Genomic DNA, 21,351 nt, shown 5'->3' with positions numbered 1-21,351 from the left:
TTTATTCCCCAGCATTTTTATCAAGTTTTCCATGAGCCCTGAGAACAGTTTCTGCTATGAGACTCTCCATATCAGGTTCATGGGATATTCCACTTTTTTCAAGAACAACTTCAGATAACTTTTTTTCGCCATCAGCCTCTGACAGCTCCCCTGCCACATCATTTTTCTCAGGATTTTTCCTTATATGTATAAGGTACTCAATATTTCCCTCAGGTCCCTTTATAGGAGAAAAATCAAGGTGGAGAACGTCAAAACCTGCTATTCCTACAAAGTCCATAATTCTGTGAATTACTTCCTCATGAACTTTAGGGTCTCTGACTACTCCTTTTTTGCCAACCTTATCTTTGCCTGCTTCAAACTGTGGTTTGATAAGGCATACCATTTCTCCATTATCTTTTAAAAGTCTTCTGGCAGGAAGAAGGATCTTGGTAAGTGAGATAAAAGAAACATCGCAGGATGCAAAATCAAGATCATCCTGTATATCATCCCTCACCATATACCTGAAGTTTGTTTTTTCCATGCAGACAACTCTCTCGTCGCTTCTAAGCTTCCAGTCAAGCTGTCCATGCCCAACATCCACTGAATAAACCTTTGTGGCTCCATTCTGAAGCATACAGTCTGTAAATCCGCCTGTGGATGCCCCTATATCCATACATACCTTTGACTCCAAAGAAAAGCCAAAATTATTAACTGCTTTTTCAAGCTTGAGCCCGCCTCTGCTGACATAAGGAAGCGTATCACCCTTAACCTCAAGGCTTGTTATCTTGGCCTCATCGAAGGTTGTTCCGGGTTTATCTTCTCTTTGTCCATTGACAAAAACATCACCCGCCATGATAAGTGCCTTTGCCTTTTCTCTTGAAGGAGCAAATCCTCTGTCAACTAAAAGGACATCAAGTCTTGATTTTTCTTTTGCCATAAATATTACCTTTGTATCTCTTTCATGATTCTGTCTGCTATAGACTGTGCGTCAATTCCCAGTTCTTTTCTGAGTTTATCAACATTTCCGTGAGTTACGAATTTATCAGGTATAGCAATCTGTAATACGTTGCAATCCAACCTGTTCTCATCAATGTAGGCTCTGACCTTCTCTCCGAGGCCGCCACTTGCCACATTCTCTTCCATAGTGACAAAGAGCTTGTGGTCTGAAGATGCAACATGAATATATTCAGTATCTATTGGCTTTGCAAACCTTGCATTAACAAGAGTACACTTAAAGCCATTATCTTTAAGGATCCGTCTTACTTCTTCACCTATCTTAACCATGCATCCAAGTGCAAAAAGACATATATCTTTTTCTTCATAGATAACTTCACACTTGCCAGCCTCTACAGGAGCTCTGAACTCCTTAAGACCGTCATATGCATTGCCTCTTGGATACCTGATCGCAATCGGTGCCCCATAGTTTACGGCAAACTTGAGCATATCTGACAGTTCCCATTTATTCTTGGGAGCACAGATAGTCATATTAGGCATAGATGAAAGATAGGATAGATCAAATATTCCCTGATGGGTCTCACCATCGCTTCCTACAAGTCCCGCTCTGTCAATTGCGAAAACAACTGGTAGCTTCTGAAGACATACATCCTCCAATATCTGGTCATATGCCCTCTGAAGGAATGAGGAATAAACTGCAAAAACAGGCTTGTAGCCGCCGGCTGCCATTCCGGCTGCGAAAGTTACTGCGTGCTCCTCTGCAATTCCTGCATCAATAAATCTGTCAGGATACATGTTCCTGAATCTCTTAAGGCCTGTTCCATCAGCCATAGCCGCAGTTATGGCTACAACCTTGTCATCCCTGTCACCAAGCTTGCACATAACAGTGCTGAAAATGTCCTGATAATTGGATGTAGTCCTTGGATTTCGTGGAAGACCATTTTCAACAATGAATGGTTCGGTACCATGGAATCTTGCAGGATGTCTCTCCGCAGGTTCATATCCCTTGCCTTTCTTGGTCATAACGTGGATCATAACTGCTTTTTTGACCTTTTTGGCCTCTTTTATAACCTTCACAAGCTCTGCTGTGTTATGGCCATCAACAGGTCCCAAATAGGTTATTCCAAGGTTTTCAAATACCATTCCCGGTACAAAGAGCTGCTTAAAGCTGTTCTTGGCCCTTCTGATATTATCAACCACTTTTGTATTGGTTCGCAGCTGGGCGTAAACATCCTCTTTCAGGTTCAGATAACCTTCCGCTGTACGCACTGAATTGAGGTATTTCTTCATACCTCCAACACTCTCGGAAATGGACATCTCATTATCATTGAGAATGATAATAAAATTAGTCTCAAGCTTTGCCGCATTATTGAGCGCTTCATAAGCAAGTCCACCTGTCAGTGATCCGTCACCAATAACAGACACTACAGTATAATCCTCTTTCTTAAGATCTCTTGCCTTTACCATTCCAAGACCTGCAGAAATAGAAGTTGAACTGTGTCCTGTATCAAAACAGTCTGTGTCTGATTCGCAGCGTTTAGGGAAGCCGCTCATTCCACCAAACTGTCTTAAGGTATCAAATTTATCTTTTCTTCCTGTGAGGATCTTGTGCGTGTATGACTGATGCCCAACATCCCATATTATCTTATCTTCCGGAAGATCAAGCGCAACATGAAGTGCCATAGTAAGTTCAACAGTTCCAAGATTAGAAGCCAGATGACCACCTGAAACAGAGATCTTTTCAATCAAAAAATCTCTTATCTCCTGGGCCAGCTCAGGATACTTAGACTGTGGAATATTCTTTATGTCGCCTGTTTTATTTATATCATCTAGAAGCATAACTTCCACCTACCTAATTTCGTTATACTACAGCAGATTATTCTGCAAACTATAGAAATTACTTCTTTCTGTAGATCATATACTGAAATAATTCATCTAAAAATGAATTATCAAAATTCATTTCCTCAAGGCTCTTTGTAGCCTCTTTTGTAAGTTCTTTTACCTTTGCCTTGGCATTCTCCATCCCATAAAGGGCTACATAGGTACTCTTTCCGTTCTTCTCATCAGAGCCTATAGGTTTTCCGAGTTCTTCAAGAGTTCCCTCGATATCAAGGATATCATCCTGGATCTGGAAGGCAATTCCTACATTGCTTCCGATCTTCTCCATCTTTTCAACCTGTGCTCTGTCAGCTCCGCCTAATACGGCTCCCACCATAAGGCTTGCTTCTATAAGCGCTCCGGTCTTGTTCTCATCAATATAGAAAAGAACATCTTTCTTTTCACTATCTGAGAGGCCTGTTGAATTCTCAGCCATAATATCAGCACACTGGCCGCCCACCATTCCGTAGACACCTGCCTTAGTAGCAAGGATGTTCAAAGCAGCAAGATATCTGTTTTTGGTATCTGCGTCATAGTCAGAGAGCTCTTTTCCTGACATGGCACCCAAAATAGCTGTTTCAAAAGCATAGTTTAAAAGACCATCCCCTGCAAGAGTCGCCATTCCTGCACCATAAACAGCATGTGTCGTCTTGCGGCCTCTTCTGTATTCGTCGTTGTCCATAGCAGGGAGATCATCATGTACAAGAGAATATGTATGGATCATCTCTATAGCTGCCAAAAAAGGCTTGATGACGCTATCATCTGCTGAATCTCCTGCAAACATTCTATAGGACTCAAGCATCATTATAGGCCTGATCCTCTTTCCTCCGGCCAAAAGACTGTAATTCATCGCCTCTAAAACCTTCGCTGCATAGCCTTCCTCTTTAGGAAGAAAAGTCTTAATAATATCTGAAACAAAAGCTGCCTTTTCACTGAGGCGCTCTTCAAAACCTGCCTTGCTCATCTTACTCAAAATCCTCCAGATTGCCATCTGCTGCTATTTTCTGAACTTTCTGCTCCACTTTCTCTATAGCTTCATGGCAATACTTTAGAAGTTCCATTCCCTCCTGATATTCTTTAAAAGAATCCTCTAAAGAAATATCTTCTTTATCAAGAGCCTGTATTTTCTTTTCTATCTCGGAAAAAGCCTCTTCTACTGAAAGCTTCTTTTCCTCTGCACTCTCACTTTTCTTTGCCATACGAAATTTCCTTTGTTCCAACAACAGTACTTTTTATGATTCCATCTGTAACGTATATGTTAAGTTCATCGCCTTCACTAACTGATCCAATACTTTTGACATTATCTCCTGCCCCATTTGAGACATAAGAATATCCGCCCATTAGTCTGTCAAGTGGCGATAGACCCTTTAGCTTTTCTATATCGATATTTAGTCTGTGCCTGTACTCTGACAGCTTTCTGTCCATCCTTGAGTTTAAGGCATCACCAAGTTTATCAATTCTAAGAAGCCTGTCCCTGACCTTATTCATAGGACTTAAAAGTCGTAGGTTCTCTTTTAACCTGTCCTCTATAAGCTTCCTTGCTCTTATCCTGCTTTCCATGCTCTTGGTAAGAGTAAAAGCATAATCCTCTATATCCTGAAGGAACCTCTCGTACTCGTACACTGCAAGCTCCGCTGCCGCAGAAGGAGTCGGCGCTCTTCTATCAGAAACATAATCAGCTATTGTTGTATCCGTTTCATGACCAACTGCAGAAATGATAGGAATTGGGCAATCAAAAATAGCCTGTGCTACATTTTCTTCGTTGAAAGCCCAAAGATCTTCTATAGAACCTCCACCACGTCCAACAATCATGACATCAACATTTTTCTCTGTCAGAGCCTGTATTCCTCTGACTATACTCTCAGAAGCTTCTGCACCTTGTACTATGGCGGGATAAAGAATTATTTGAATATGCGGATTTCTACGGGTAGCCACATTTATTATATCCCTCACTGCCGCACCAGTAGGAGCTGTAACTATTCCAAGAGTTTTTATATATTTGGGAACAGGCTGTTTGTATACTTCGTCAAACATGCCCGACTCAGCAAGCCTTTTCTTGAGTTCTTCATATTTTTCATAAAGAGCCCCGGCGCCGTCAAGTTCAATCTTTCTGGCATAAAGCTGATATTTCCCATCTCTTTCATATACATCAACTGTTCCGCTTGCCTTTATCTGCTGTCCTTCTTTCATCAGAAAAGAAAGGCCGCCTCTTTCCTTGTCACCGCGGAACATCACACAAGAAATAGCACCACCGGCATCCTTCATAGTAAAGTAAATATGACCGGATGAGTGGTACCTTAAATTGCTCACTTCTCCTTTTATGGTGATAGTCCTTAAAAGGAAATCCTGAGTAAACATATTCCTGATGTAAGAATTAACCTGTGTGACTGTATATTCACTGCGCAAATTTAGCTAACACTCCGTTTACAAAAGCAGGTGATCCATCCTGTCCAAACTTCTTGGCAAGTTCTACTGCCTCATTTATAGCAACACCTGTTGGAACGCTGTCATCATATTTTATCTCATAAACAGCAAGACGAATGATCGTAAGATCAACCTTCGCCATACGCTTTGTATCCCATCCTGATGTAGCACTGTTTATTGCCTCATCGATCTCAGGAAGCTTTTCTGCGATTTTCTCATACTTTTCTCTGATCTGATCAGCATCCTTTTTAGAGAACTCTTCATCACTTACAGTTGTAAAGAGCTCTTCCTGCTCTGCCATCTCCTCGATGGAATTAAATTCAACACGAAAAAGCAGCATAAAGATCTGCTCTCTCAGTAAACTTCTATTCATCACGTTTTTCCTATTCTATAAAAATGTTTTATCACGCCTTTGGCATTGTAATACCAGCTATTCTGATATTGACATCTGTAACTTCAAGGCCCGTCATATTTTCGATTGAAGCCTTGACCTTTGTCTGTGCCTGCTGGCAAGTTGCCGGAATATTATATCCATAAGCCATCATAAGTGCCAGATCAACCTGCACCTGAGATGCACCTATTACGACCTTAGCTCCCTTTGTAAGGTTTTTACGGCTTACCTTTTCAAGGGCGTCACTTGTGTAGTTGCCTGCCATTGCTGAAACGCCATCAACTTCAAGTGCTGCAAGAGCCGCAATTCTAGCTACTACATCATCTGCAATCTTAACAGATCCAATCTCTGCAATTTCTTTTCCCATAACTTGTCACCTCATTTATTCACAATCATGAATTATTATACCACAATTCCCACAATTCCACATCACAGCCAAAAGATGATTGTCCTTGTATCTGCAAATGTTGTGTAGGATACGGAAGATGTATCCCCCTGCAGATAATCAAAAACCTTTCTGTCTGTTATCAGCTGTGCAAACATACTGTCGTATACTTCCTGCGAAGCACACTTCATAGTCACATTATTGCTGCCATCATTGTACCTGCGGTCAAACAGATCCTTAACAAGAGACATTTCAGCAGATGTGAAATATTCATCCTCTCTGACATAGTAATTATCTGCCATGCTTGAGCAATTAGGCATATAAATATCATCAGAGATCTTGTGATTCCTAATGATATCTGAAGTTGTCACATTAAGATAATCATAATTTATGGCAGGAAGTTTGGTTGCGTCCGCACTCTCACCATTTGTAGTTTGATAGGAGGAATCTCCCCAGGTCACATCCACATAGTAATATGCATCATTGCACTTTACAAGATTCCAGGCATGTCTGACTCCTTTGGAATTCTTGGTATCTACGGTTCCCGTAACAAGCGTGCAGTCAATTCCAAGCTTATTTAAAAGGAGCTGGGCTGCCTTTGCATAACCATTGCATACGCTTCTGCCGTTTAAGAACACGGAGCATATATTCTGATTATCAGGAGCCTCTATATCATACTCAGTATTGGTGATCAGGTAGTCGTATATATACTTGATCGCATAATAGTCATCTTCTGAAGAAGGCGCATTTGCAAGACATCTATTAACAGCTTCATTTATCTGCACCTTTTTTTCCTCAGCCTGTTCCTTACTGCAGGTATAATTGCCAGTAAAAGAAATCTTGGTGATCACGTTGTCGATCGTATAGTTGGTATAATGATAGCCATCCACATAAAAAATCTCCGGATGATCTGCCATTACATAGTCAAAAACCTGTTCTATGGCGTCGTCACTTGTAGTTGAGACAATAACATCTGCAGCAAGATTCTGCATTATTGTAAGCAGTTCAACATACAGAGTCTTCCCGGCTTCAGTGAGCCTTTCATAAGCATAAAGCCCTTCCTGACTCTTTTTTATGGTCTCTATACCAACAGGAGAAAGGCCAATTGATTCCCTGACCCTTTCATCTTCGTCATCAGATTCCTTGGATAAAGTAGTCCCGGAACTCTGCTGCTTTTGTCCCTGGGCAGCGCTTGATCTACCTGATGATGCATCAAAAGAACTATCGGATGAGCTCTCTTCCTTTGAAGCTTCCTCTGCTCCTGTGTCTGCTTCTGCAACAGGCGTAGTCTCACTAGTCACCTGATCTGATGCTTCACCACCGGTATCACCCACTTCAGTGACAGTTTCAGGCACCAGATAAGTGCTTTCAGTAGTTGAAACAGGATTATCCAGTTTAGGATCCTTTAGCCCCAAAGCCTCCAGATAATCATCAAAGCTTTCATACTGGCAGCCGGAAAGACTTGTTGTCAAAACTCCCGCAGCCAAAATTGCCACCATTATTTGCTTAACTTTTCCAATGCCTTTTCTCAAGTATTCCCCTCCAACTTATGATAAGCATTAGTTCTTTTTAAACTCAGAAAGAATAAGTCCCTTATTTCTCTCCATAGTCATACCGACACTCCACTCGTTAATGAACAAAAGAAGTGGTCTGTCATGCATATCCTTGATCTTCTTCATATCAGAAGTTCCAACAAGTGTAGACATATCGATATCCTGGTTGTCCACCCATCTGATGTACTCGTATGGAAGATTCTCAAGGATTATATCAACATTGTACTCGCTCTGGAGGCGGAACTTCAATACATCAAACTGAAGAACACCAACTACTCCGACAATTATTTCCTCAAGTCCAGTGTTGTACTCCTGGAATATCTGGATAGCACCTTCCTGAGCTATCTGAGTGATACCCTTTACGAACTGTTTACGCTTCATGGTATCTACCTGACGTACTCTTGCAAAGTGTTCAGGTGCAAATGTAGGAATTCCTTCGTATACCACATTGTCTTTTGGCATACAGATCGTATCACCAATAGAGAAAATACCAGGATCAAACACACCCATGATATCGCCGGCATAAGCTTCACTAAGTATCTTTCTCTCGTCAGCCATAAGCTGCTGTGGCTGTGAAAGTCTCATAACCTTGCCACTCTGTACATGCTTAACTTCGTTGTTGGCATCATAACGTCCTGAGCAGATTCTCATGAAAGCAACTCTGTCTCTGTGAGCCTTGTTCATATTAGCCTGGATCTTAAATACAAAAGCTGTAAAGTCTCGCTCAAAAGGATCAATAAGCTCTCCGTCTGAAGACTTACGTCCTGTAGGAGGAGTAGCCATTTTCAAGAAATGATGTAGGAAAAGTTCTACACCAAAGTTCTGAAGCGCTGATCCAAAGAATACAGGAGTAAGTTCACCTGCTCTAACTTTTTCAAGATCGTATTCAGCACCTGCTCCATCCAAAAGCTCTATTTCTCCCTGAAGCTTTTCAAAAGCATCCTGTCCGATCTCGCTGTCAATGGCAGCCTTATCGTTAAGGTCTATGAAAGTCTCTTTTCCTTCCTTAGTTCCCTTCTGTGTCTCTGAGAATGTAACTATATGGCCTTCTCTTCTGTCATAGATACCTTTGAAATTCTTACCTGAACCAATTGGCCAGTTCATAGGGCATGTAGCGATTCCCAGGTTATTCTCGATATCATCAAGAAGATCAAAAGTGTCTTTTGCATCACGATCGAGCTTGTTTATAAATGTAAAGATCGGAATATGACTCATGGCGCAGACTTTAAAGAGCTTTCTTGTCTGAGCCTCAACACCCTTGCTGGCATCAATAACCATGACAGCTGAGTCAGCAGCCATAAGTGTTCTGTATGTATCTTCTGAGAAATCCTGGTGTCCTGGAGTATCAAGGATATTTATGCAGCATCCTTCAAAGTTGAACTGAAGAACTGATGAAGTAACTGAAATACCTCTCTGTTTCTCGATCTCCATCCAGTCAGATACAGCATGTCTGGCTGTAGCCTTACCCTTAACGCTACCAGCCATATTGATAGCTCCACCATAAAGCAGGAACTTCTCGGTAAGAGTTGTCTTACCTGCATCGGGGTGGGAAATAATCGCGAAAGTACGACGCTTATTTATCTCATTAATTGTTTCTTTTGTATTACTCATAGCACAATCCTTTATTACTTTAAATAAGACCGGTATGCAGAACACGCCGGTCTTAAAGAATATACGTTAGATACAGAAGCTCTGCTCTCGCTTCGTTCGCCAGAGCAAGCTTCATACTAAATTCGACTTACGTCTCATTAAGTATTCAGCCTTTAGGGCAATCCTTGATTGAGAAGCTGATTCTTCCCATCTTATCCTTGCCAAGGCAGATAACTTTTACAGTATCGCCAAGTGTAAGAACATCTTCTACATGGTCGATTCTCTCTTTAGAGATCTTGCTGATGTGAACCATGCCTTCTTTGCCAGGAGCAAACTCAACAAATGCGCCGAACTCTTTGATGCTTACAACCTTACCTGTGAAGATCTGATCCTTCTCAAAGTCTGTAACGATCACATTAATCATGTTAACAGCCTCATTGATCTTATCCTGATCTTCTCCACAAACAGAAACCTGTCCGTCATCTGTAATATCAATCTTAACGCCTGTTCTAGCGATGATCTCATTGATTGTCTTTCCGCGCTGTCCAACAACATCACCAATCTTCTCAGGATCGATCTGCATAGAAACGATCTTAGGAGCGTACTTGGATACTTCCTTACGAGGCTCAGCAATTGCCTTGCTCATGCACTCATCCATAATGAAGAATCTAGCTTCACGGCACTGCTCAATAGCTGTCTCAACGATAGGCTTTGTAAGACCGTGGATCTTGATATCCATCTGAATAGCTGTGATACCGTCTTTTGTTCCTGTTACCTTGAAGTCCATATCTCCGAAGAAATCTTCAAGTCCCTGAATATCTGTAAGAACGATGAAATCGTCATCTGTATCTCCAGTAACAAGACCACATGAAATACCTGCAACCATCTTCTTAATAGGAACACCAGCAGCCATAAGTGACATACATGATGCGCAAGTTGAAGCCATTGATGTTGATCCGTTAGACTCAAATGTTTCTGATACGGCACGGATTGCATATGGGAACTCATCAACGCTAGGAAGAACAGGAAGAAGTGCTCTCTCAGCAAGTGCACCGTGACCGATCTCTCTACGTCCAGGTCCTCTTGAAACCTTTGTCTCACCTACAGAATATGCAGGGAAGTTGTACTGGTGTACATATCTCTTATCAGCTGCAAAGCTATCAAGACCTTCAACCTTCTGAGCCTCTGAAAGAGGTGCAAGTGTTACAACATCACAGATCTGTGTCTGTCCACGAGTGAACATAGCACTTCCGTGTACTCTAGGAATAAGATCAACCTCAGCTGAAAGTGGTCTGATCTGCTTGATGTCACGTCCGTCCGGTCTCTTGTGATCTTTAAGGATCATCTTACGAACTGTCTTTTTCTCGTACTGATAGATTGCTTCACCAAGGATTGCAAGCCACTCTTCGTTGTCAGCAAACTTCTCTGTAAGTCTATCCGTAATGTCAGCAATGTTTGCTTCTCTTGTCTGCTTGTCATCTGTAAATACAGCCTTTTCCATCTCTTCTGGTGGAACAACTTCTTTGATAGCTGCAAAAAGTTCTTCAGGAACAGCACAACTTGTATATTCGTGCTTTGGCTTACCAACCTCAGCTACAATACCCTTGAAGAATTCAATGATCTGAAGGTTAACATCGTGTGCCTTGTAGATAGCTTCCTTCATCTTCTCTTCAGGAATCTCATTGGCACCAGCCTCGATCATGATTACTTTCTGTCCAACAGAAGCAACTGTGAGCTTAAGGTCACCTGTGTTCCACTGCTCCTGTGTAGGGTTAACGATGAGCTCGCCATCGATCATACCAATCTGTGTCATAGCACATGGGCCATCGAAAGGAATATCAGAAATTGAAACTGATACTGAAGCGCCAAGCATTGCAAGAAGCTCTGGACGGCACTGAGGATCAACTGACATAACCATTGTCTCGATTGTTACATCATTTCTGTAATCCTTAGGGAAAAGAGGACGCATAGGGCGGTCGATAACGCGGCTTGTAAGAATAGCGTTCTCAGAAGGCTTACCCTCTCTCTTGTTATATCCACCTGGGAATTTACCTACAGCATAGAACTTCTCACCATACTCTACTGAAAGTGGGAAGAAATCAATTCCATCCCTTGGCTTCGCTGAAGCTGTAGCTGTACATAAAACTGTTGTGTCGCCATACTGCATGAAAGCGCATCCGTTTGCCTGTTTTCCTACTTTGCCGATCTCAACCTTAAGTGTACGTCCGGCAAGTTCCATTGAATAAGTCTTTACCATTTTTTCTCCTTCTACTGCTCATCCGCAGTCCTTCATCTACAAATTCAAAAGAACACTCATATCAGACTGTTTCATTTATTATTTGTACTTCAGGTGCGTGTGCAGCTTAAACATTATTATTGATATATGGTTTTCAAGGTCATAATAAAGATCACGCACGCATAATCTTTATTATAACTTTGAACCCATATATCTTTTGTTATAAAAATACAAAAAACGGAATAGGCTGATGATAGTACATCAGCCTTATCCCGTCTTCTTTTAACAGATTACTTTCTAAGACCAAGGTCTGCGATGAGCTTACGATAAGCTTCGATATCCTTTTTCTTGAGATATCCAAGAAGGCTACGTCTCTGACCTACCATCTTAAGAAGACCTCTTCTTGAGTGGTGATCCTTAGGGTTCTTGTCAAGGTGAGCGTTAAGCTCCTTGATTCTCTCTGTAAGGATAGCTACCTGAACTTCTGGTGAACCTGTGTCTCCAGCTGTTCTTGCGAACTTGCTAATTACTTCTGTTTTCTTCTCTTTTGAAATCATTTCTTTTCTCCTTTAAATACTGAATCCGCCACATACACAGATATAGGTTGGAGTATCCCAGATCCGAGTATCGGTAGTTTCTGTTACTATTGCCGTTAAACTTGTCAGCAACTAACACATATTAACACAGAAAACAAATTATGTAAAGTGCAGAATATCACTCTACACTGTTGATCAGTGCAAATATCTCTTCCTTTATCTTTTTGTTTGTCTCAAGTGCATTCTCTCTGCTATCCCTATTGGAATAGAAGTAGAATTTGATCTTAGGCTCAGTTCCTGAAGGTCTGATTGCAAACCATGAACCGTTATCAAGGAAAAGTCTGATAGCGTTCTGGGCTGGGATATCCTCATAGCCGTTAATATAATCAATGACTTTTTCAACCTTGGCTCCTGCAACCTCTGAAGGAATATTTTCCCTGAACCACTTCATCATGCGCTGAATACGCTGTGCTCCTGGAATTCCCTCAAGAACGATGTTCGGCTCATCCTCTGCAAAGAAACCGTACTTTGCATAGATTTCCTGAAGTACATCCCAAAGTGTCTTGCCCTGTTTTCTATAGTAAGCTGCTGCCTCAGCAACAAGCATACCTGCTGAGATTCCGTCCTTATCGCGGATATCCTCGCAAACAGCATAACCTACAGACTCTTCATAACCAAAGAGATATGTGTAGCCGTTCTCGTGAAGGTAAGGGATCTTGCCGCAGATGTTCTTAAATCCTGTAAGAGTTTCAAACATCTCAACTCCATAGGCCTTAGCCATGATCGTAGAAAGAGTTGAGGTTACGATGGACTTAACCATTGCTCCCTTTGAAGGAAGTGTTCCAGCATCCTTTCTTCCCTCAAGAACATAATTAACAAGGATATATCCTGTCTGATTGCCGTTAAGAGGAATATACTCTCCCTTGTCGTTTCTGATCTCGATAGCAAATCTGTCTGAATCAGGGTCAGTTGCCATTAAAAGCTCTGCGCCGAACTCTTTACCATACTGCTCTGAAAGCTTAAATGCCTTAGGGTCCTCAGGGTTAGGATATCCGACAGTTGTGAAATCAGGATCTGGATTTTCCTGTTCAGGAACTATCTTCCAGTTGTTGAATCCTCTGTCTGTAAGCATCTGTCTGAATGGAATAGAACCGCATCCATTAAGTGGTGTATATACGAGAGGAATAGAAAGATCAAGTTCATCACCTTCGTGAATAGCCATACCTTCAATCTTATCAAGGTATTCCCTGTCGTACTCTTCGCCAAGGATTGTGATCTTACCCTCTTTTACAAACTGATCAAAATCACCTTTTTTGATACCATTCCACATGTCTACAGCTTCGATCTTCTCTGTCATGCCGTCAGCGATCTCTGATGAAACCTGGCACCCATCATCCCAGTATGCCTTGTATCCGTTGTACTCTCTTGGATTGTGAGATGCTGTAATGTTTATACCTGATACAGTGCCAAGTCTTCTTATCATAAATGCAAGCTCAGGAGTAGGTCTAAGGTCAGGGAATGTATAAACCTTAATTCCGTTAGCAGCAAAGATGCTGGCTGCAAGCCTTGAAAACTCTTTTGAAAAATGTCTTGGGTCATGGGCAATGATAACGCCCTTTTCCATATTCTCTTTTCCTGAAGCTACAATATAATCAGCAACACCCTGAGAAGCCTTACCAACTGTGTAGAAATTCATTCTGTTGGTTCCTGCTCCAACTTTACCTCTAAGTCCTGCTGTTCCAAAAGCGAGGTTCTGGAAAAATCTCTCTTCAATCTCGCTGTCATTGTCCTTTATTTCTATAAGTTCTGTTCTGAGCGGATCACTCTCAGGCAACTTTTCAAGCCATTCGTTATATCTTTCTTTGTAATCCATATTTACCTCCTATGATAAAAAAATTAACATATACTATTATGGCAAAAATGTCAAAAAAATAACTTTGCTCTGCTTTATATTTTATCATTTTTTCAAAGGAATCAAAATTCTAAGTTCAAACCATCCATTCTCAGCCTTGATGGTGGTACTGCCGTCATATTTCAGGACTGTTTCTTTTATACCCTTTATTCCAAAGCCGTGATATTCCTTATTCTTTTTAGTTGTCTTTGGAAGTCCGTTTACCATTTTGATCTCGCCCTCATAGCAATTGCTGATAAGGATGTGAGCAAAACCCTTTTGGCCGGAGATCACCACATGGATAAGTCTTTTTTCTTTGTCGTTGATCTTCTTGACACTTTCGATCGCATTGTCTATGGCATTTCCAAAGATAGTGCTTATATCTATCTCGTCAATATTGTCAAGGAGCTTTCCATCAGCAACAACAGACAACTGAATGCTTTCTTTCTGACACTGTAAAGCTTTAGTTGTAAGGATGATGTCAAGGACCTCATTGCCGGTTTTGTTCTGGGCTTCGTAGCTTTTTATCTCTTCTTCCATCTTATCGAGGTAAGCATTTCTTTTGTCCGGGTCAGACTGCGCACGCAGCACCGCTATCTGATGCTTTAAGTCATGATATTTCTGATTTACTACTTCTATGCTTTCTTTTCCTATGCGATAGTTGTTGTACTGCATCTTGAGCATATTTCTCATAGCTATACTCTGTTTCTCCGCATAAAGTTCCCGCTGCTGGTAATGATATGCTGTCTGAATAGCCACTCCCGCAAGATAAACAAAAGTCCTTACATTAAACTGATCTGCCTGGGAGCTGCCGCCGAATGGGGATCTGATGCCAGCATAGCTAATAGATGACAAGATATAGATAAAATAAGCGACAAGCACACTTATTACAGCTTCCATTGGACTTATCCTGACCAGGGAGCCTTCATCAAAGTCACTTTTATCCATGAAAAAAAATATCCCATAGATGACGATATAGTCACAGATCATTATCAGGATCATCTTCCAAAATGCATTCAGATTACTGTTTTGTTCAGACATGAAGCTGTACAATTGCCAAAAAAATGATGCCGAAAACCCCGCCAGCAAAAAAGCTCGCGAGCAGTAGTAAAGCGAATTGTAAACTCCCGAACTGCTCAGCAAAAACATAAAACCAAACATCATGACTGCGGAAATAGCCATAAACACATTGAACAAGATCCCATCTTTTCCACCTGTAAGATGCATATACAACACTATTACAGGCAAAAAGAGTCCGCACAAAGCTACATGTTTTTTTAATTCAAATCTATGCTGCATATGCTGCAAAAACAGCACGCATGCGCACCAGTCCGCAACCGCAGTGCATATTCGCGGGATATTCCCGCCTAGATCAATCCCCATAATTAACCTCTGACTTCACTCATATAATTATTCAGTGCATCAACAAATGCTCTTTTCTGGCTCTTACTGACAGGTATCCTCGTTCCAGCCACGATAACATCCATTCCATCAATTTCATCCACGTACTCAAGATTCACCATGAATCCCTGACTGCACCTAAATAGCATCTTGCTTTCCAGCTTACTCTCAATCTTTTTCATTGGAGAGGTTATTCTAAAATTCTCCATTCCTTCTTTCAGATGAAAAACAAGTTCCCTTCCCTCGACCTCAATATATACAAGGTTGTATAGATCGATCTTGTATGCATAGCCATTTCCTGACAAAAAGATATATTTGTGCTCCCGCTCTTTCATCCTGCCTATCGCCCTGTCGATCGTCTGTGAAAAAGGAAAATAATTGACCGGCTTTAATACATAATCCAGCGCATCAACCTCGTAGCCTGATATGGCATATTGCGGCGCATTGGTAATAAATATGATCACAACTTTTCTATCGTACTGTCTTATTATTCGGGCAGTTTCCATTCCGTCCATAAACTTCATCTCGACGTCCAATAAGATAAGATCAAAACCTGAACTTGTCTTACCGGAAAGCTCCGTAGTCAGGTCACTTCCATCGGTATATTCCGTAATAAGAAGCCTGTTTCCTGATTCTGCCTCATATTTTTTCAGATACTCCAAAAGAAGCTCTCTGTATTTTTTATCATCATCAACCACTGCTACGCTTATCAAAACGACCTCCAAATAAGCTTATACTTGATATCACATGTTTAATCACACTCAGTTACCATATTATACGAATTTTATTGACCATAGAAGTGATTTTTTAGATAATTGTCTCATGAAAAGAAATATATGGTTTGTAAATTTAATATCTGTAATGATCGTATTTCTTTTAGCGTCATGTAACTTCTCTGATAATGCTAAATCCACCGATTCCAAAGACAAGATCAAAATAATCATCGAAGATAATGAAGACCTTATATTATCTACAAATTGTTTCGAGACAACCTATGATTCAGATCTTCACTTACAGCTTTTTCCCAAAGATGGCTACAAAATATCCGGATGCGACTACAGCGACTATGATATCGAAAGATCAGACAACTACTATAATATAACACTTCACAAGGTAAAATACTCCAGCGTAGTTTCTATATTTACATCTATTGCTCCTATCAAAGCAAGCTATTGTCTTGATTTCTATTCTTTTACCGACTATCCCGATGATAGTCATATAAAGATAAACACCTGTAAATATGAAGATTCTTTTGCCAAAGACGGCTACACCTTATATGCCTGGAGCACATCAAGAGAAGGCAGCGAGAATGATATCAGCCTTGGAAGCCGCATAAATAAAGAAATCCTGAGCTCATCAATCCTGTATGGACAATGGGCAAAGTGGACTGATCCTTCGCTATTTGAATATGAAGTCCAGGGCGACAATGCACTGATAACAGGTTTTAAGGGTGAGGCAAAAGAGCTTGTTATACCGGGCAAGATAGATGGAAAAGTCGTTACAAAGATAACTGAGAATTCCTTTGAGAATCTGGATATCAAAAAAGCAATCCTTCCCCCTACCATAAAAGATATAGAAAATGGCGCATTTTCTGGTTGTCAGCTGGAAGAAGTGATTCTCTTTGACAATATTGAAAAAATATCCGACTACTCATTTAAGGACTGTAATAGCATTAAAACTCTCAGGATAAATGCTGCTTCAGCTCCAGTCTATGCCGGAACTTATTACGCAACCTTCCCTGATAAAATGGATTACCTTCAGTGGCTTTCAAGTGACTATCCAGACATGAAAAAGCTGGTTCTCTTTTCAGGCTCCTCTACTCGATTTGGCTATGACTCTCCCATGCTTGAGAGTGCTTTTCCAGAATACAAGGTCGCAAATATGGGCGTCTTTGCTTATACCAACGCTCTCCCACAGCTTGACCTTATTTTGCAGTATATGAATTCAGGGGACATTCTTCTTGATTCACCGGAATTTGACGCATCAAAAAGACAGTTCTGCGTCACCAATAAATTTGACGACAAGTTCTTTAACCTGATAGAAGAGGACTATTCACTTATAGAAAAGCTCGATCTTAGGAATTATACCGGAGTCTTTTCCGCATTTGGCCAGTACCTTTCAAACAGACACGGGATTGAGGAAAAAAGCTATAACCTTTCTCCCTCAGATTATGATGAGAACTTTAATCCCATTGCGGAAAAGAGCTACAACCTTCAGGGAGATTATTGTCTGTACAGACCAAATGCTGCAGATGACACCCCGGTTTACGACCTTCCTGTGGATTACACCATTGAGGCTTTTCCAAGGGAGTATATCAGTTCCTTAAATAGTGAGGCTTCAAACTTCACTCAAAAAGGCATCGTATTCTTTTTTACCTATGCTCCCAGAAACGAAAGTGCCATTTCCGATTCCAGCACTCCTGACAAGCGAAAAGAACTGGACGAATACTTTAGAGAGACATTAGAAATACCTGTTATTTCAGATATGGAAGATTCCTTATTCAAAGGAAAATACCTATTTGAAACTGACAACCACCTCTCAACAGAAGGCGTAAAATTACGAACTCAAAATATCATTAACGACCTTAGTAAAGCTCTTACCATGGAAGGCGATTAAAATGTTTAAAACACTACTTCTTTTCATAATTCCTATACTTATCCTTTTTATGTTATTTAAGGGCTTCTCATACCTGAAAATAGCTCTGGTTTTGATGAGCATAATGCTGATACTTGTGGCAACACATCTGATAATATCTGCAAAAACTGGTGATAAAGGACGGAATATGTAAGATGAATTTCCTATCTCTGTGTTTTTTAGGAGCCATGCCGCTTCTATTTATCTCATATAACCACATACCTGTCAGGTTTCGCGCCTTTCTCCTTCTTGTTGCAAGCTGGGGATTTTATCTCTATGGAAGCCCTGAGTCTTTTTGGATTCTTTTACTTGTAACGCTTATTTCTTATATCTTTGGAAAAGAGCTTGAAAAGAAAAAGTCAGTTTTCTTACTTACAACAGGCATAACTTTAATACTCTCATTTTTAGTTGTATTCAAATACCTTGGGCTGGGGCTTTCTCTGCCTGTAGGTATATCCTTTTATACATTTCAGACGATCTCATATCTGATTGATGTTTACAGGCAAGACTCCCCCGCAGAAAAGAACCTGTTTAAATACGCTCTTTTTGTTTCATTTTTCCCTCAGCTTGTTGCAGGTCCTATTGAGCGCCCGGGAAGGCTTATTCCACAGCTAAAGTCCTGCGAAAAAGCATCATCATCTCAGATAAAGGATGGTCTAACACTTCTCTGCCTTGGATATTTTAAAAAGGTAGCAATAGCAGACTTTTTTGCACCACTTGTTGATGCAGTATTTGATAATCCAGACCTTGCCTCCGGCCCATCAGTTTTATTTGCATCGATTCTTTTTTCATTGCAGATCTTTGCGGACTTTTCCGGTTACAGCGACATTGCAAGGGGAAGCGCCAAACTATTCGGTATAGAACTTAGCATGAACTTTAATCACCCTTATTTGTCAGAATCTCTGCGAGATTTTTGGAAAAGATGGCACATGACCCTCACAAGATGGCTTACGGACTACATATACATTCCTCTTGGTGGCAACAGAAAAGGTCAAATGCGCCTGGTACTTAATACTCTCATAGTTTTTATAGTCAGCGGCATATGGCATGGCGTGGGGCTTAAATTCATTTTGTGGGGACTTGGTCATGGACTTATTGTTTTGCTTGAAGACATTACCACTGTTAAGAGATTTAGGGGCAGATTACCAAGAGTCCTAAGACTCATCGTCAATTTCCTAATCGTAAATTTCCTGTGGATATTCTTTAGAGCCAAAAGCATGACCACTGCAGCAAGTTTGATAATGCAGCTTCCGCGTAACTGGTCAAATGCTTTTGATAATATCATAGACACTTACCATATGGCAGGAATTTCTTTTGATGTCGGTATCCTGTTTACAATTACCGGAGTTTTATCATTATATCTTTTGCCAAAATACCTTGAGAACAAAAAGATCATCGGTAAAGCTGCAGTTATTATCATAATGGCCATGGCTGTATTATTTACCAGAATGTACCAGCTTGAATCCGGCATAGAAAATGCGTTTATTTATTTTAGATTTTAAAAGGTGTTTTATATGAAAAAGAAACTTATTTACCTTTGGGCATTACTCCTAGTCCCTATCGTTTTACTGCTATCAGTGTTTTGCCTTCCCTCCCAATATGAAAAGAGCTACATGGGAGAACTAAAATACAAATATAACCGCTTAAAAAATACTGATGGAAAAAGGATCATCATTGTTGGCGGAAGTGGAATGGCATTTGATGTAGACAGTAGTTCGATAAAAGAGAACTTTCCTGAATATGAATTGGTAAATCTAGGTATGTATGCAGCTCTTGGAACAGCTTCTGTCCTTGATATGACTATATCAAACATCCATGACGGCGATCTTGTAATATTTGCCCCTGAACAAAGCAAACAGACTTTGTCAGACTATCTTGGCGGCGACTACGCATGGCAGGCTTTAGATGGAGCCTTTTATATACTCCCCTACTTTTTTAATTCTGAAAAAAACATATCGCTTATGCTGTCGGCCTTTCCAAGATTTTCCATGGAAAAACTTAGGTTATTTATAACGGCTTCCGCTCCGGACCCTAACTCTGTTTACAGAAAATCTGCCTTTAATGAATATGGCGATATTGCTGACTTACTTCCTCAAAATGTAATGATAAGTGGGTACGATAAAAATATGGAAATATCATATGACAAAAATATGATTTCCGCCGACTATATTGATTACCTAAATGATCGCAGTAGCTTAATTTCCAAAAAAGGTGGCACTTTACTTTTTGCATATTGTCCCGCAAACAAACAGGCTGTATCAGAGTTAATTGCCACTTCAGATAAAAGCACTGCTCTCGATGATTATGCTCATTTCCTATCAGAGCACCTTTCTTTTGAAATCATAGGTAACCCACATAACAGCGTTATGGACAGTGAGTGGTTCTACGACACAAACTTCCATCTTAATTCCAGTGGAAAAAAACTCTATACAAGGCAGCTCATAAGAGATTTAAAGGCATATCTATCAGACTCATCGCTGACTGCAATTGAAATACCACAGAAGCCGGCTCTGCTATATGATAGCAGTCCAGAAACAAAGGTTCTCATTGCAGGTACATACTCAAACAACACCACCATCACTTCCATAACAATAGACGAAGATTTTTCCACGATAGAGGACTACGCTTTTAAAGGTTGCACATCACTTAAAGAAATTCATATAAATAATACTGTTCCATCTTCAATCCGGATAGGACAGCACCTTTTAGACGGCACTGATGCCAATATTTATGTCCCCGCAGAAGCTCTGTCTCTCTACAAAACCGACTACCGCTTTTCAATCTACTCATCCAGAATTTATGCTGAAAAGTAGTAGCTGTAGCTCAAAAAAGATACTCATTTCTATCAGGTAAGTAAAATCATGATTATAAATCTATGATCCAAATTGGATGTCAAAGTTAGACAAAAGTGAGATTATTATTGCGTAAGTTTTTCTTCCGCCCAAATATTTTTCCTTTGTATATGCGTAAGTGACTAATTGGTAATTAATTGGCTCCGTACGCCACCATTGACTGAACCTGAGGAAAACGCTTTGGTCTGCGAGCCGACGGTGAGGATGATGGGAACAGTAGATGTTGATACTTCTAGAACGTATACGGCTTTATTCCCTCGGCTCCCAATGTTAATGAGAGCGAGCTGCTGTTTTGGGCATATAGCTCGTTTTCAATAGCTCAGCCACCTGTAATAAAACTAAACTACTACCCATGTCAAGGACAGTATTTGAAATTTACACCCATTTTTTAGACCAGCATCTTCTTTGGATATTCTCCGGTTTTTATGTATCTGTAGTATTCATTTGGTGATAGTTTATTAAGACTAAGTTTATATCGGTCATTGTTGTAGTAGTCAATCCAATCATCTATGGCGTTTCTTATGTCATTTACAGAATTCCATTTACGTGATTTTATGCCAAGCTCCTGTTTCATATGTCCAAAAAAACTTTCCTGTGGTGCGTTATCCCAACAGTTACCCCGGCGAGACATTGATTGACGTAAACCA

19 protein-coding genes are annotated in these 21,351 nt (G+C 40.5%); 4 read left to right on the top strand and 15 right to left on the bottom strand.

Annotated elements, in window-relative coordinates; all coding sequences use genetic code 11:
- Position 1 precedes the first annotated feature (1 nt).
- The 14 genes from G585_RS0114040 to G585_RS0113975 all read right to left on the bottom strand — a co-directional run bounded on the left by G585_RS0114040 (position 2) and on the right by G585_RS0113975 (position 15,931).
- Entirely contained in the window at positions 2 to 916 is a 915-nt protein-coding gene (locus tag G585_RS0114040; protein WP_022775840.1) for a TlyA family RNA methyltransferase, read from the bottom strand.
- A gap of 5 nt (positions 917 to 921) precedes the next feature.
- Entirely contained in the window at positions 922 to 2,772 is a 1,851-nt protein-coding gene (gene dxs, locus G585_RS0114035) for a 1-deoxy-D-xylulose-5-phosphate synthase (RefSeq protein WP_022775838.1), read from the bottom strand.
- 58 nt (positions 2,773 to 2,830) lie between these two features.
- Positions 2,831 to 3,775: a polyprenyl synthetase family protein gene (locus G585_RS0114030; RefSeq protein WP_022775837.1), complete on the bottom strand. Its 945-nt coding sequence runs from the start codon at positions 3,773 to 3,775 to the stop codon at positions 2,831 to 2,833.
- Position 3,776: 1 nt separating this feature from the next.
- On the bottom strand, positions 3,777 to 4,010 hold the full coding sequence (xseB, locus tag G585_RS0114025) for an exodeoxyribonuclease VII small subunit (RefSeq protein ID WP_022775836.1): 234 nt from the start codon (positions 4,008 to 4,010) through the stop codon (positions 3,777 to 3,779).
- Complete coding sequence (gene xseA, locus G585_RS0114020) at positions 3,994 to 5,217, bottom strand: exodeoxyribonuclease VII large subunit (protein ID WP_022775835.1); 1,224 nt, start codon at positions 5,215 to 5,217, stop codon at positions 3,994 to 3,996. Before xseA ends, xseB begins: the two co-directional genes overlap by 17 nt.
- Complete coding sequence (gene nusB / locus G585_RS0114015; RefSeq protein WP_022775833.1) at positions 5,207 to 5,608, bottom strand: transcription antitermination factor NusB; 402 nt, start codon at positions 5,606 to 5,608, stop codon at positions 5,207 to 5,209. Before nusB ends, xseA begins: the two co-directional genes overlap by 11 nt.
- 31 nt (positions 5,609 to 5,639) lie before the next feature.
- On the bottom strand, positions 5,640 to 5,993 hold the full coding sequence (locus G585_RS0114010) for an Asp23/Gls24 family envelope stress response protein (protein WP_022775832.1): 354 nt from the start codon (positions 5,991 to 5,993) through the stop codon (positions 5,640 to 5,642).
- A gap of 62 nt (positions 5,994 to 6,055) precedes the next feature.
- Positions 6,056 to 7,543 carry a transglutaminase domain-containing protein gene (locus G585_RS0114005; protein WP_022775831.1) on the bottom strand — a complete coding sequence of 496 codons (1,488 nt, stop codon included), beginning with the start codon at positions 7,541 to 7,543 and terminating at the stop codon, positions 6,056 to 6,058.
- A gap of 27 nt (positions 7,544 to 7,570) precedes the next feature.
- Positions 7,571 to 9,175: a peptide chain release factor 3 gene (locus G585_RS0114000; protein ID WP_022775830.1), complete on the bottom strand. Its 1,605-nt coding sequence runs from the start codon at positions 9,173 to 9,175 to the stop codon at positions 7,571 to 7,573.
- A gap of 145 nt (positions 9,176 to 9,320) precedes the next feature.
- Complete coding sequence (locus G585_RS0113995) at positions 9,321 to 11,411, bottom strand: polyribonucleotide nucleotidyltransferase (RefSeq protein ID WP_022775828.1); 2,091 nt, start codon at positions 11,409 to 11,411, stop codon at positions 9,321 to 9,323.
- A gap of 269 nt (positions 11,412 to 11,680) precedes the next feature.
- Positions 11,681 to 11,947: a 30S ribosomal protein S15 gene (rpsO, locus tag G585_RS0113990; RefSeq protein WP_022775827.1), complete on the bottom strand. Its 267-nt coding sequence runs from the start codon at positions 11,945 to 11,947 to the stop codon at positions 11,681 to 11,683.
- A gap of 157 nt (positions 11,948 to 12,104) precedes the next feature.
- Positions 12,105 to 13,799: a phospho-sugar mutase gene (locus G585_RS0113985; protein WP_022775826.1), complete on the bottom strand. Its 1,695-nt coding sequence runs from the start codon at positions 13,797 to 13,799 to the stop codon at positions 12,105 to 12,107.
- Positions 13,800 to 13,883: 84 nt separating this feature from the next.
- Positions 13,884 to 15,200 (bottom strand): ATP-binding protein, encoded by a 1,317-nt coding sequence (locus G585_RS0113980; RefSeq protein ID WP_022775824.1) that lies wholly within the window; start codon positions 15,198 to 15,200, stop codon positions 13,884 to 13,886.
- A 2-nt stretch (positions 15,201 to 15,202) separates the two neighbouring features.
- The gene (locus G585_RS0113975) at positions 15,203 to 15,931 is read right to left on the bottom strand and encodes a LytR/AlgR family response regulator transcription factor (RefSeq protein WP_022775823.1); all 729 of its coding nucleotides are present in this window, start codon (positions 15,929 to 15,931) and stop codon (positions 15,203 to 15,205) included.
- 109 nt (positions 15,932 to 16,040) lie between these two features.
- On the opposite strand from G585_RS0113975, the gene G585_RS0113970 reads away from it, so the two are divergent.
- The 4 genes from G585_RS0113970 to G585_RS0113955 all read left to right on the top strand — a co-directional run bounded on the left by G585_RS0113970 (position 16,041) and on the right by G585_RS0113955 (position 20,665).
- The gene (locus tag G585_RS0113970; protein ID WP_022775822.1) at positions 16,041 to 17,834 is read left to right on the top strand and encodes a leucine-rich repeat protein; all 1,794 of its coding nucleotides are present in this window, start codon (positions 16,041 to 16,043) and stop codon (positions 17,832 to 17,834) included.
- Position 17,835: 1 nt separating this feature from the next.
- Positions 17,836 to 18,006, top strand: coding sequence for a hypothetical protein (locus G585_RS19585; protein WP_022775820.1), 171 nt, complete (start codon positions 17,836 to 17,838; stop codon positions 18,004 to 18,006).
- Positions 18,007 to 18,040: 34 nt separating this feature from the next.
- The gene (locus tag G585_RS0113960) at positions 18,041 to 19,354 is read left to right on the top strand and encodes an MBOAT family O-acyltransferase (RefSeq protein ID WP_022775819.1); all 1,314 of its coding nucleotides are present in this window, start codon (positions 18,041 to 18,043) and stop codon (positions 19,352 to 19,354) included.
- A gap of 111 nt (positions 19,355 to 19,465) precedes the next feature.
- Positions 19,466 to 20,665 (top strand): leucine-rich repeat protein, encoded by a 1,200-nt coding sequence (locus G585_RS0113955; RefSeq protein ID WP_022775818.1) that lies wholly within the window; start codon positions 19,466 to 19,468, stop codon positions 20,663 to 20,665.
- Between the two features lie 427 nt (positions 20,666 to 21,092).
- Here G585_RS0113955 and G585_RS18255 read toward each other — a convergent pair.
- Positions 21,093 to 21,351: IS3 family transposase (locus G585_RS18255; protein ID WP_034482426.1), on the bottom strand; the 259-nt coding region annotated here is incomplete at its 5' end.

It is taken from the genome of Butyrivibrio sp. AE2015 (assembly GCF_000420825.1).
In the GTDB taxonomy this organism is placed as follows: domain Bacteria; phylum Bacillota; class Clostridia; order Lachnospirales; family Lachnospiraceae; genus Butyrivibrio.
The sequence above is the reverse complement of the archived record's forward strand: the minus strand, read 5'-3'. Positions and strand labels throughout refer to the sequence as shown.

Coding starts and splice junctions, on each gene's coding strand:
- G585_RS0114040 (WP_022775840.1), bottom strand. CDS start 916: ATGGCAAAAGAAAAATCAAGACTTGATGTCCTTTTAGTTGACAGAGGA.
- G585_RS0113985 (WP_022775826.1), bottom strand. CDS start 13,799: ATGGATTACAAAGAAAGATATAACGAATGGCTTGAAAAGTTGCCTGAG.
- G585_RS0113980 (WP_022775824.1), bottom strand. CDS start 15,200: ATGGGGATTGATCTAGGCGGGAATATCCCGCGAATATGCACTGCGGTT.
- nusB (WP_022775833.1), bottom strand. CDS start 5,608: ATGAATAGAAGTTTACTGAGAGAGCAGATCTTTATGCTGCTTTTTCGT.
- G585_RS19585 (WP_022775820.1), top strand. CDS start 17,836: ATGTTTAAAACACTACTTCTTTTCATAATTCCTATACTTATCCTTTTT.
- G585_RS0113960 (WP_022775819.1), top strand. CDS start 18,041: ATGCCGCTTCTATTTATCTCATATAACCACATACCTGTCAGGTTTCGC.
- xseB (WP_022775836.1), bottom strand. CDS start 4,010: ATGGCAAAGAAAAGTGAGAGTGCAGAGGAAAAGAAGCTTTCAGTAGAA.
- G585_RS0113955 (WP_022775818.1), top strand. CDS start 19,466: ATGGGAGAACTAAAATACAAATATAACCGCTTAAAAAATACTGATGGA.
- G585_RS0114000 (WP_022775830.1), bottom strand. CDS start 9,175: ATGAGTAATACAAAAGAAACAATTAATGAGATAAATAAGCGTCGTACT.
- G585_RS0113995 (WP_022775828.1), bottom strand. CDS start 11,411: ATGGTAAAGACTTATTCAATGGAACTTGCCGGACGTACACTTAAGGTT.
- G585_RS0114010 (WP_022775832.1), bottom strand. CDS start 5,993: ATGGGAAAAGAAATTGCAGAGATTGGATCTGTTAAGATTGCAGATGAT.
- G585_RS0113970 (WP_022775822.1), top strand. CDS start 16,041: ATGAAAAGAAATATATGGTTTGTAAATTTAATATCTGTAATGATCGTA.
- dxs (WP_022775838.1), bottom strand. CDS start 2,772: ATGCTTCTAGATGATATAAATAAAACAGGCGACATAAAGAATATTCCA.
- rpsO (WP_022775827.1), bottom strand. CDS start 11,947: ATGATTTCAAAAGAGAAGAAAACAGAAGTAATTAGCAAGTTCGCAAGA.
- G585_RS0114030 (WP_022775837.1), bottom strand. CDS start 3,775: ATGAGCAAGGCAGGTTTTGAAGAGCGCCTCAGTGAAAAGGCAGCTTTT.